5 protein-coding genes, 1 rRNA gene, 3 pseudogenes and 1 other annotated feature (1 of these 10 running past the window's edge) are annotated in these 12,304 nt (G+C 52.0%); of the genes and pseudogenes, 7 read left to right on the top strand and 2 right to left on the bottom strand.

Translation table 11 applies throughout. From position 1 onward, the window contains the following. Positions 1 to 141 precede the first annotated feature (141 nt). Entirely contained in the window at positions 142 to 1,353 is a 1,212-nt protein-coding gene (locus tag JZM30_RS04985; protein ID WP_252317776.1) for a tRNA/rRNA methyltransferase, read from the bottom strand. Between the two features lie 301 nt (positions 1,354 to 1,654). On the opposite strand from JZM30_RS04985, the gene trxC reads away from it, so the two are divergent. The 7 genes and pseudogenes from trxC to kduI all read left to right on the top strand — a co-directional run bounded on the left by trxC (position 1,655) and on the right by kduI (position 9,669). Further along, positions 1,655 to 2,074 carry a thioredoxin TrxC gene (gene trxC / locus JZM30_RS04990; RefSeq protein ID WP_252317777.1) on the top strand — a complete coding sequence of 140 codons (420 nt, stop codon included), beginning with the start codon at positions 1,655 to 1,657 and terminating at the stop codon, positions 2,072 to 2,074. A gap of 85 nt (positions 2,075 to 2,159) precedes the next feature. Then, positions 2,160 to 2,847, top strand: a pseudogene (locus tag JZM30_RS04995) (tRNA-uridine aminocarboxypropyltransferase). Between the two features lie 50 nt (positions 2,848 to 2,897). Next, a pseudogene (locus JZM30_RS05000) lies at positions 2,898 to 4,947 on the top strand (acetate--CoA ligase family protein); the annotation flags it as partial. A 182-nt stretch (positions 4,948 to 5,129) separates the two neighbouring features. Next, on the top strand, positions 5,130 to 6,485 hold the full coding sequence (gene pssA, locus JZM30_RS05005) for a CDP-diacylglycerol--serine O-phosphatidyltransferase (protein ID WP_252318003.1): 1,356 nt from the start codon (positions 5,130 to 5,132) through the stop codon (positions 6,483 to 6,485). Between the two features lie 384 nt (positions 6,486 to 6,869). Further along, positions 6,870 to 7,493, top strand: coding sequence for an IclR family transcriptional regulator (locus JZM30_RS05010; protein WP_252317778.1), 624 nt, complete (start codon positions 6,870 to 6,872; stop codon positions 7,491 to 7,493). Between the two features lie 443 nt (positions 7,494 to 7,936). After that, positions 7,937 to 8,893 carry a 2-keto-3-deoxygluconate transporter gene (gene kdgT / locus JZM30_RS05015; protein ID WP_252317779.1) on the top strand — a complete coding sequence of 319 codons (957 nt, stop codon included), beginning with the start codon at positions 7,937 to 7,939 and terminating at the stop codon, positions 8,891 to 8,893. Positions 8,894 to 8,904: 11 nt separating this feature from the next. Further along, a pseudogene (gene kduI, locus JZM30_RS05020) lies at positions 8,905 to 9,669 on the top strand (5-dehydro-4-deoxy-D-glucuronate isomerase). A 296-nt stretch (positions 9,670 to 9,965) separates the two neighbouring features. Here the strand turns inward: kduI and rrf are convergent. After that, positions 9,966 to 10,081 (bottom strand): 5S ribosomal RNA (gene rrf / locus JZM30_RS05025). 201 nt (positions 10,082 to 10,282) lie between these two features. Beyond that, positions 10,283 to 12,304: a sequence feature (most likely nonfunctional fraction of RNA operon), on the bottom strand; it runs 167 nt beyond the window's last position.

Consider the following 12,304-nt stretch of genomic DNA (forward strand, 5'->3'; position numbering starts at 1 on the left):
TGACAACCTTACCTAAAACGGTCGTCATTCCCGCACAGACGGGGATCTCTAGCCGGTAAAACGCGTTTCTTCTGGCAGAGATCCCCGGCTTTCGCCGAGGATGACGAGACGTTAAGTGACTTAATCACCAGTTGGACATCACTATTCAGTGATGCTGTGCTGCCGCCACCATTCCGACAGCAAAATCCCCGTCGCAACGGAGATATTCAGGCTTTCCACTTTACCCGTACCACCGAGAGACAGCGGCAAATCACCCTGCTGCCAGGTGCTGTCCGTCAGGCCATCACCTTCATGCCCCACCACCAATACCACTTTCTTCGGCAATGCGGTTTGTGCCAGCGGCTGCCCTTTGTGGCTGGAGGTGGTCGCGATGGTATAACCCTCGGCGCGGAACGCATCCAGCGCCGAGGGGAAACTATCGGTTTGAATGGCATTCACATGCTCTGCGCCGCCTTCTGCCGTGCGCACTGCCGCGCCAGATTCCAGCAACGACGGATCGTGAATCAGCACCCCTTCGACACCAAAGTGCGCGCAGGAGCGCACGATACCGCCCAGATTATGCGGGTTACCCACATCTTCCAACGCCAGCACGCAATCTGTTTCCTTCGCCTGTGCCTGTGCCAAATAATCATTCACATCAGAGCCCTGACGTTTCTTGATCAGGAAGCACACGCCGCCGTGGTGATCGGTGCCAGACGCTTTGGTGAGTTCTTCATCATCCACCACATGGTAGGCTTTACGGTTCGCCGCCATCCAGCGTAACGCTTCACGGAAACGCGGCGTCACTTCTTGCAGGAACCAGGCGCGCACAATGGCGTCCGGACGGTTGGTAAACAGCGCCTGACAGGCGTTTTCACCATAAACCCGCGTCTCTTCCTGACGCTGACGGCGAATCTGCTCGGGATCGAGACGACTCTTGCCCACAATCCCACCGTGGTCTGGTGTCTCTACGGCATCCGGTGCGCGCGACACGGTTTTCCACGGTGAATCACTACCGCGACCGTAATCTGCACGATCATCGCGCCCAGCATTGTCATTATTGCGGTGCGGATTTTCACGCACATAGCGCGGGTTCATGTCACGCGGATCGCGTGGTTTAGTACGCCCATCTTTATCGCGGTTGTCGCGATTATCACGCGGCTTGCCGCGCCCCTCTTTGTCCCGATTGTCGCGAGACTCATACAGCCCTTTGCTGCGCCCGTCTTTGTCTCGGTTATCACGCCGCCCGGTTTTTTCGTTATCATTGCGGCGATCGCGCGCGCCGTCTCCGGTACGCGAATTTTTCTTTTCGTCCTCATTACGGACGTACATTACGCGGACCTTTCCGCTCTTACTACCCGCTGAATCGCTCATTATTTTCTCCACCAACGCGCTGGCGCGAAGATTACCTGATGTACACCCGCGACGCTACCGACTTCGGGTATAAAAGCGGAGTTTCCGTGACACCTCGGCAAACCATGACACCGAAACCTGAACCACAACGGTTATGTCTATTGTAATCATTGAGGAAACCACATTGTTTCTTCAGACGGCCATCACCATAATACGTTTACGTTTTTGCAACATGCTGTTGTTTTTCAAGCTGCCCTCTGGTTATGGCACAACGTTGACCACAGCACATCTGTTTTAGCCGTTTTATGATTTGAGGTCGCCTATGAACATGGTATGCGAATCCTGCCACACCACGAACCGTTTGCCTGAAGAACGCCTTCACGACAGCCCAACCTGTGGCCGCTGCGGCAGCGAGCTGTTTTCCGGTGAGGTGATCAATGCCACCAGTGCCACATTCGACAAGCTGTTGCAAGACGATTTGCCTGTGGTCGTCGACTTTTGGGCGCCCTGGTGCGGTCCCTGCGTTGCCTTTGCCCCGATCTTTACGGCGGTGGCGCAAGAGCGCGCGGGTAACGTTCGCTTTATCAAAGTGAATACCGAAGCTGAGCCGGAATTGAGCGACCGTTTTCGTATTCGCAGCATTCCGACGCTGATGGTGTTTAAACAGGGTAAACCGGTAGATATCATGAGCGGTGCGTTGCCGAAAACGCCGTTCGAAAACTGGTTAGATGAAACGGTTTGAGCCGTTAAGCCATGTAATAAAAGCCGCACTGGGGCTTTCTGTCCTCCAGTGCGTCAAGTAGAATAATGGTTTTTAGCGACCCCCTATGCACGATAACGCTGTTCTTCGTTTGCGCCAGCACCGTCTGGAACGTTCGACCCGCCCTTTTCGGGCCCGAGGCTGCCGAGTGGTACGTTGTCAACACTGCCTGTTGCCGGTGACCAACTGTCTGTGCGACACCATCACTCCTCATTCGGCACGCAGCCGCTTTTGTTTGATTATGTTCGATACCGAGCCGTTAAAACCCAGCAATACCGGTCGCCTGATTGCCGATATTCTGCCTGACACCCACGCCTTTCTCTGGTCACGCACTGAGCCTGATCCGGCATTGCTGACAGCACTGCAAACCTCGGATTATCAGCCCTCTTGCGGATGAAGCCGAGCCGTCGCGTCAGGTATTGCACCGTTTACCAGATAACGCCAAGCCGCCGCTGTTTGTGCTGCTGGACGGCACCTGGCCGGAAGCGCGCAAGATGTTTCGCAAAAGCCCTTATCTGGATGCGCTGCCTATTTTGTCACGTGCGGTTGAATCACTCTCACGCTACCAACTGCGCTAAGCCAGTAGCGCAGGACAACACTACACGGCGTAAATTGCTGCCGCACTGTTGCAACAGGCGGGTGATAATGATGCCAGCCAGGGCCTGCTCAATCACTTCGACAGCTTTCGTCAACGTTATCTGGCCGGTAAAGCACATCGCCCTGTGCAGGGAATTTCATCGACTGTCATAGCATAAAGGCATAAAAACCGCTATGATTCAGCTCTCTGTCCTGTCGGGAGCGAGCCATGAGGCAGCGCGGGTTAGAAGCGTTATTAAGACCAAAATCGATCGCCGTGCTGGGCGCATCGGAGAAACCGGGGCGCGCCGGTTTTCTTATGATGCAAAACCTGCTGGGCGGTCACTTCACTGGTCCGATCCTGCCCGTCACGCCCAAATATCGTGCCGTCTGTGGCGTACTGGCTTATCCCGATGTGGCAAGTTTACCCATTACTCCCGACCTGGCGGTTCTCTGTACCCATTCCAATCGCAATTTACTGCTGCTGGATACGTTGGGGTCAGCGCGGTTGTAAAACCGTGATTATCCTCTCTTCGCCCCCCGCACAGGCGGAAGAGCTCAAAGCCTGCGCCAGCCGCTATGCTATGCGTCTGCTGGGTCCGAACAGTCTGGGGATACTGGCACCGTGGCAAGGTTTCAACGCCAGCTTCTCTCCCGTGCCGATAGTCAAAGGCAAGCTGGCGTTTATTTCTCAGTCCGCTGCGGTTTCCAATACCATTCTCGATTGGGCGCAGCAGCGCGGCATCGGTTTTTCTTACTTCATCGCACTGGGTGACAGCTTGGATATCGATGTGGACGATGTCCTCGATTTCCTGGCACGTGATGGTAAAACCAGCGCCATTTTATTGCACCTTGAGCAGCTTAAGTATGCGCGACGACGCTACCGCTGCGCGCTACCTCAGCACGCTTTCGGTGCTTCTGGACAGCGATGACTACAATGCCCTGCTGATTATCCACGCACCGAGTGCCGCCGCGCCCGGTACAGAAAGCGCGCAGCAGTTGATTGCCTGCTGTCAGGCACATCCGCGCGGCAAACGCATCACCTTACTCACCAACTGGTGTGGCGAATATTCCTCTCAGGAGGCCCGTCGTCTGTTCAATGAGGCTGGCATTCCCACTTACCGTACGCCTGAAGGGGCGGTCACATCCTTTATGCATATCGTGTAATACCGGCGTAACCAGAAGCAACTGATGGAAACGCCGGCCCTGCCGCACGATCTCGGCATCAACGCCGCTCAGGCACATCAACTGATTCATCAGGCGTTGACGTATGGGGTAACTCAGTTGGATACCCACGAAGTTCAGCCGATTTTGCACGCCTACGGGCTGCACACCTTGCCAACCTGGATTGCTAGCGACAGCGCGGAAGCGGTGCATATTGCCGAACAGATTGGTTATCCGGTCGCCATCAAGTTGCGTTCGCCAGATATCCCGCACAAATTCGAAGTACAGGGGGTGATGCTCTACCTGCGCACCGCCCATTAAGTTCAGCAAGCCGCCGATGCGATTATCGATCGTGTTAAACGTGCCTATCCGCAGGTTCGCATTCACGGGCTGTTAGTGCAAGGTATGGCGAATCGCGCTGGCGCACAAGAACTGCGTATCGCGGTAGAACAGGACCCGATATTCGGTCCGCTGATTTTGATGGCAGCGTGGAATGGAACAATGATTCGCTGGCGGCGGTGGCCTTGCCGCCGCTCAATATGACGCTGGCGCGCTACCTGATAATGCAAGCGCTGAAAAGCGGAAAAATACGCGGGCGCAGCGCCCTGCATCCATTGGATATCGCCGGGCTCAGCCGGCTGCTGGTGCAGGTTTCCAACCTGATCCTGGACTGCCAGGAAGTGCATCGCCTCGATATTCATCCGCTGCTGGCATCAGGCAGTGAATTCACCCTGCTGGATGTCACACTCCATCTCGCACCTTTCTCTGGCGACCCCCAATCCCGATTAGCCATCCGCCCTTATCCCCAAGAGCTGGAAGAACAGGTGCAGCTCAATAATCAGGAGTGTTGCCTGTTTCGCCCCATTCTGCCTGAGGACGAACCGCTGCTGGAACGCTTTATCGGCAACGTTACCAAAGAAGATCTCTACTACCGTTATTTCAGTGAAATCAACGAATTCAACTATGAAGATTTGGCGTACATGACGCAGATCGACTACGATCGGGAAATGGCTTTTGTGGCGATGCGCCCGACGGCGTTCGGTGATGAAATCATTGGCGTAACCCGCGCCATTTCCGATCCCGATAATATTGCCGCTGAATTCGCGGTGCTGGTGCTACCGTTGAACACACAATATGTTGCGTGACAGAGCGTTTATTTTGGCGGTCAATCTGGTAATGAACGGTAAAACTTACTCACTACGCCCGAAAAGTAGTGGTATCATCGCTCGATTCGGCATTCCCCTGACATCATTAATGACGGCCTTGCGCCGACTAATAAGAGAAGAAACACACTGTGATGTTGTCTACATTTAAACGCAATAAATACCAACAACACCTTGCACAACTGCCCAAAATCCCTCAAGCAGCGGACGGCATTCAGACGTTACACTCCCCTGAACAGTTTCGCGCCGCGCTGATTAACCTGATCCAACAGGCCAAGACGCGAGTCTATCTGGTCGCACTCTATCTGGAGCAGGATGACGGCGGACAGGGCATACTCTCTGCGCTCTACAACGCCAAGCGCAGCAACCCCGATCTCGACGTGCGTGTGTTGGTCGATTGGCACCGTGCGCAGCGCGGGCGCATTGGTGACAAATCAGCGAGTACCAATGCGGATTGGTACTGCGACATGGCAGAAAAACACGCTGACGTGAAGTTTCCCATTTATGGTATTCCCGTCAATACACGCGAAGCACTCGGCGTCTTGCACCTGAAGGGCTTCATCGCTGATGACTGCGTGCTGTATAGCGGTGCCAGCCTGAACGATGTCTATCTGCATCAACATGATAAGTATCGTTACGATCGCTATCAGCTTATCCATAATGCGGCGCTGGCCAACACCATGTCGGGCTACATCACCACGCTGCTAAACGATCCGGCGGTGCAACGTCTGGACAGCCGTTCGCGGCCCAAAAATCTGGAAATTAAAGCGGATATTCGTCAATTCCGCCAAACGCTGCGCACCCTGGCTTACAACACGCCCGGCAGTGAGGGCGTCAATGGAGCACTGACGGTCACGCCGTTAGTCGGGTTGGGTAAACAAAGCCCACTAAATAACACCATCCATCACCTGATGTTTTGTACCGAGCATCGGCTGGTAATGTGCACCCCTTATTTCAACCTGCCCGCACTGCTGATCAAAAACGTGGTGCGTCTGCTCAAAGAGGGCAAGCAGGTGGAGATCATCATTGGCGACAAGACGGCTAACGATTTCTTTATTCCCGAAGATCAGCCGTTCAAGATCATCGGCGCATTGCCCTACCTGTATGAAATCAACCTGCGCCGTTTCGTCAGCCGCTTGCAGCGTTATATCGACAATCAGCATTTAACCGTGCGGTTGTGGAAGGATGGGGATAACAGCTTCCACCTCAAAGGGCTGTGGTCCGACGATACCTGGCAGTTACTGACAGGCAATAACCTCAATCCTCGCGCGTGGCGTTTGGATTTGGAAAACGCTATCCTGATCCACGATCCTGAAAAAGTGCTGCTGGAACAGCGGTTGCAAGAGTTGGAGCAGATTAGCGCATACACCACGCCGCTCCAGAGCTATACCGATTTGCAAGGTATCGCGCAATATCCTGTGAAAGTGCGTAAATTGATACGCCGCTTGCGCCGTATCAGGATCGACAGGCTGATCAGTCGGATTCTGTAATTCAACACCGTAAAACCCTGTTCGCGGGGTTTTTGATTATCTGTGCAGACACCATCTCTGCTCATCACGCCCTTCTCCGCGCCATACTGTCATAAAACTGCATTTTCCGTTTTCCTAATGAAACTACGTTCCATTTATATTGAAATAACCAATACTACTGCGCTCGTTTTGTGATCTGCATCTAGGTAAATAAAATACCCTTTCGTTATTATTGTTCCATATAAAAAACCACAGTTTCACATATAAAACCACTATGAATATCTTCCAACAACTTGAGCATAGCAAAGCACCAGCGGCAGTCCGTCTCGTGATGAAGCCAGCTTTACCGAGATCTGTACCGATCTGTCTATACCGAAAAGTAGCGTACATCATCTGCTTGAAGTATTGACGGTATCACAACTATTACGTCAGCGCGCTGATGGACGTTATGTTTTAGGCTTGCGTTTATTCGAACTCGGTGGTCTGGCAATTAAGAATATCGACCTGCGCAAAGATGCCATTGGTTTTATGCACACATTGGTGAAAGAGACAGAGTTAACCTGCCACCTTGGTATTCTTGAGGGGGATAACGGCTTTTTCCTGAGTAAAGTAGAATTGCCAAAGGCCATTGTGAAAACGTCTTGGGAAGGTAAGAAAATTGTATTTAACCGTATGTCGCTGGGAAAAGTATTATTGGATTGGCTGCCACAGGAAAGAATAGAAGCCCTGATTGCTGATTGTACCTTCAAGCGTTTTACGCCACGAACCATTACCAATAAAGATGATTTTCTGGAACACCTCAAGCTCGTCAAAGAACAAGGCTGGGCGATCGACGACGGTGAAGACATTGAGGAAATCTGCTGTATGGCAGCACCGATTTTTCATCAGGATGGCAAGGTTATCGCCGCCATCGGCGTCAACGGCATGCAGTCACAGTATGCCAATGGCAAGAAAGAGAAACACCTGGCAAGCCTGATTAAAACCAGTAAAGCGATCTCCGATCATATTAACAGCCATCGCGTTGAATAATTACAATAAGTAACCCTAAATACCACACTATCAATTAAGAGGTTAATAACCAGAGCACCGACAAACCGATTTTTATTTTACACTGATGAATTACATATAATCGCTTACTACTGAGAAGTTGATCATTCACCGGAAACCGGAAATGGATTTAATCAATCGAGGTAGCGATGAGTAATGGGTAAAATATCTGTAATGTATTTAATAACATTACGGAAAGATAGCTTATAATTAAAAAAGATCTAGAAACCTAAAATAGTAAGGCAATAGCAAACATTTAATTGTCAATTTTTTAATGGGGATAACCATCTTCAACATTATGTGAATGTGGGTAATAACACCCAGGGCCTTGTGCGCCCCTAATTTTTAAATTTTATACCTATCACCTATCTGCTTTTATTAAAAGCGGCGGGACACATTTTTATTTTTTATAGATGAGGCTTTTCATGAAAATCAAACAAGCTATTGATAAAATCCCTGGGGGATTAATGCTGGTTCCGCTCTTTTTGGGCGCACTCTGTAATACCTTTACGCCGGGGGCAGGGAATTATTTAGGTTCCTTCAGTAACGGATTGATTACCGGCACCATTCCTATTCTGGCCGTGTGGTTCTTCTGCATGGGTGCATCCATTGAGCTTAAAGCAACGGGCACCATGCTGAAAAAATCTGGCGTCCTGGTTGTCACCAAAATTGCTACCGCATGGGTCGTGGCAATGATTGCGGGCACCTTCTTGCCGGGCGATGGTATCCAAAACGGCTTGCTTGCGGGTATCTCTGTCCTCGCTTTGGTCGCTGCGATGGATATGACCAACGGGGGTATGTATGCCGCGCTGATGAATCAGTACGGTTCTAAAGAAGAAGCCGGTGCCTTCGTCTTGATGTCTTTGGAGTCCGGTCCGCTGATGACCATGGTTACCCTCGGTGCCAGCGGTATCGCGACCTTTGAACCGCAACTGTTTGTCGGTGCAGTGCTGCCCTTCCTGATTGGCTTTGCACTGGGTAATTTGGATCCGGACCTGAGAAAACTATTTGGTAACTCTTTCCAAACACTGATTCCTTTCTTCGCCTTTGCCCTGGGTAACACCATCAACCTGGCCGTTATCCTCAAAACCGGTTTTGCCGGTATTTTCCTGGGCGTGCTGGTGATTGTAGTTACTGGTATCCCGTTGATCCTGTCTGACAAATTTATCGGTGGTGGTAACGGTACCGCAGGTGTAGCGGCCTCCAGTAGTGCAGGTGCCGCAGTCGCAACCCCTCTTTTGATCGCCAACATGGCGCCGGAATTCGCCCCGGTAGCTCAACAAGCCACGGCGCTGGTTGCCACCAGTGTTATAGTGACTTCAGTACTCGTGCCCATCATTACGGCCTTGTGGGCAAAACGATTTTCACCTAAAAACGCATAAAAGGTAACAATATGGACGTACGACAAAGTGTACACAGCGAACATGCAAAAACGCTCGATACCACTGAGCCGAGAAAGAAATTTCTCATTGAGCAGATTTTTACGCCAAACCAATACACCATGGTGTACAGCCACATTGACCGCATTGTAGTGGGTGGGATTATGCCGGTTGACGGCGAGATCACCTTTGATGACGGTATCGGTAAGCAATTTGGTGTGAACTATTTTCTCGAACGCCGCGAGTTGGGCCTGATCAATATCGGTGGCCCGGCAAACATCGTGATTGATGGCAAAAGCTACGCGGTAGGCAACGAACTGTATTACAACAGTGCGCCAGCGCATGCCACGTTCCCAATGCGTGTGATTACGCAAGAAGATGCAGTTAAAGCCACGCTCGGTGATATCGCAACCTGTAACAAGCGTACCATTTGCAAATATCTGGTACCGGAAGTGGTGTAAACCTGCCAGTTAAGTATGGGGTTGACGCGTTTGGCAGAAGGCAGCAACTGGAACTCAATGCCGACCCATACCCATGAACGCAGGATGGAAGTTTACTTCTATTTTGATATGGCAGATGACACCATTATTTTCCATATGATGGGCGAGCCACATGAAACACGTCACCTGGTGATGCACAACGAGCAGGCGGTGATCTCACCGAACTGGTCGATTCACACTGGCGTTGGTACCAAAAATTATGCCTTTATCTGGGGCATGATCGGTGAAAACCTGACGTTTGACGACATGGACCATATTGCGATGAAAGATCTGCGCTAGTACGCGCTGCACAACTCGCGCCCGCTCCACTAACGCCCACGGTATTGATACCGTGGGCGTTTTTGTATCTGCAATCTGACAATCTTTCCTACCTGTCGGGGAGCAGCCCTCCTCACCATGGCCCTTCCTGTCACCCCTGCCCTTCTTGTCATCCCCGCGTAGACGGGGATCTTTTACAGGCCGAACGCGTTCTTTCTGTCCGAGATCCCCGGCCTTCGCCGAGGATGACGGCATGGATATTCCACGCATATAGCGAAGGGGCTGTCCTTTCGGACAGCCCCTTCGCTATATTAAAAGCCTGGCAGTTCCCTACTCTCACATGGGGAAGCCCCACACTACCATCGGCGCTACGGCGTTTCACTTCTGAGTTCGGCATGGGGTCAGGTGGGACCACCGCGCTATCGCCGCCAGGCATATTCTGTTTTACATCCACCGCTTCTCAGCCATGAATGCCAATCTGTCAACAAGCTGAACTTCTCGAGCACGTGATTATTCGTATCATCCTGATACTCACCCCTTCGGGGCCAGCGCTCCGCGCTGTTCAAAATCGTTCCAGACGATTTTGTCTCTCAATCAACACCAAAACATCTTCGGCGTTGTAAGGTTAAGCCTCACAGGTCATTAGTACTGGTTAGCTCAATGCATCGCTGCACTTACACACCCAGCCTATTTACGTCGTCGTCTTTAACGGCCTTTCAGCGTCCTCTAGGGACAAGGGAGAACTCATCTCGGGGCAAGTTTCGTGCTTAGATGCTTTCAGCACTTATCTCTTCCGCACGTAGCTACCGGGCAATGCCATTGGCATGACAACCCGAACACCAGTGGTGCGTTCACTCCGGTCCTCTCGTACTAGGAGTAACCCCCCTCAATTCTCCAACGCCCACGGCAGATAGGGACCGAACTGTCTCACGACGTTCTAAACCCAGCTCGCGTACCACTTTAAATGGCGAACAGCCATACCCTTGGGACCTACTTCAGCCCCAGGATGTGATGAGCCGACATCGAGGTGCCAAACACCGCCGTCGATATGAACTCTTGGGCGGTATCAGCCTGTTATCCCCGGAGTACCTTTTATCCGTTGAGCGATGGCCCTTTCATTCAGAACCACCGGATCACTAAGACCTACTTTCGTACCTGCTCGAGCCGTCACTCTCGCAGTCAAGCTAGCTTATGCCTTTGCACTAACCTCCTGATGTCCGACCAGGATTAGCTAACCTTCGTGCTCCTCCGTTACTCTTTGGGAGGAGACCGCCCCAGTCAAACTACCCACCAGACACTGTCCCCAGTCCGGATTACGGACCCAGGTTAGAACATCAAACATTAAAGGGTGGTATTTCAAAAGCGCCCTCCCGAAGGTTAAGCTACCTACTTCTTTTGCAACCCACTCCCATGGTGTGACGGGCGGTGTGTACAAGGCCCGGGAACGTATTCACCGTAGCATTCTGATCTACGATTACTAGCGATTCCGACTTCATGGAGTCGAGTTGCAGACTCCAATCCGGACTACGACGTACTTTATGAGGTCCGCTTGCTCTCGCGAGGTCGCTTCTCTTTGTATACGCCATTGTAGCACGTGTGTAGCCCTACTCGTAAGGGCCATGATGACTTGACGTCATCCCCACCTTCCTCCAGTTTATCACTGGCAGTCTCCTTTGAGTTCCCGACCGAATCGCTGGCAACAAAGGATAAGGGTTGCGCTCGTTGCGGGACTTAACCCAACATTTCACAACACGAGCTGACGACAGCCATGCAGCACCTGTCTCAGAGTTCCCGAAGGCACCAAGGCATCTCTACCAAGTTCTCTGGATGTCAAGAGTAGGTAAGGTTCTTCGCGTTGCATCGAATTAAACCACATGCTCCACCGCTTGTGCGGGCCCCCGTCAATTCATTTGAGTTTTAACCTTGCGGCCGTACTCCCCAGGCGGTCGATTTAACGCGTTAGCTCCGGAAGCCACGCCTCAAGGGCACAACCTCCAAATCGACATCGTTTACAGCGTGGACTACCAGGGTATCTAATCCTGTTTGCTCCCCACGCTTTCGCACCTGAGCGTCAGTCTTCGTCCAGGGGGCCGCCTTCGCCACCGGTATTCCTCCAGATCTCTACGCATTTCACCGCTACACCTGGAATTCTCCCCCCTCTACGAGACTCTAGCTTGCCAGTTTTGAATGCAGTTCCCAGGTTAAGCCCGGGGATTTCACATCCAACTTAACAAACCGCCTGCGTGCGCTTTACGCCCAGTCATTCCGATTAACGCTTGCACCCTCCGTATTACCGCGGCTGCTGGCACGGAGTTAGCCGGTGCTTCTTCTGCGAGTAACGTCAATCAGCAAGGTTATTAACCTTACTGCCTTCCTCCTCGCTGAAAGTGCTTTACAACCCGAAGGCCTTCTTCACACACGCGGCATGGCTGCATCAGGCTTGCGCCCATTGTGCAATATTCCCCACTGCTGCCTCCCGTAGGAGTCTGGACCGTGTCTCAGTTCCAGTGTGGCTGGTCATCCTCTCAGACCAGCTAGGGATCGTCGCCTAGGTGAGCCGTTACCCCACCTACTAGCTAATCCCATCTGGGCACATCTGATGACGTGAGGCCCGAAGGTCCCCCACTTTGGTCTTGCGACGTTATGCGGTATTAGC

It is taken from the genome of Candidatus Symbiopectobacterium endolongispinus, assembly GCF_018777385.1.
Taxonomy (GTDB): domain Bacteria; phylum Pseudomonadota; class Gammaproteobacteria; order Enterobacterales; family Enterobacteriaceae; genus Symbiopectobacterium; species Symbiopectobacterium endolongispinus.

Bases quoted from the DNA above. Each gene is read 5' to 3' on its own strand.
- JZM30_RS04985 (WP_252317776.1), bottom strand. From the start codon at position 1,353: ATGAGCGATTCAGCGGGTAGTAAGAGCGGAAAGGTCCGCGTAATGTAC.
- pssA (WP_252318003.1), top strand. From the start codon at position 5,130: ATGTTGTCTACATTTAAACGCAATAAATACCAACAACACCTTGCACAA.
- kdgT (WP_252317779.1), top strand. From the start codon at position 7,937: ATGAAAATCAAACAAGCTATTGATAAAATCCCTGGGGGATTAATGCTG.
- trxC (WP_252317777.1), top strand. From the start codon at position 1,655: ATGAACATGGTATGCGAATCCTGCCACACCACGAACCGTTTGCCTGAA.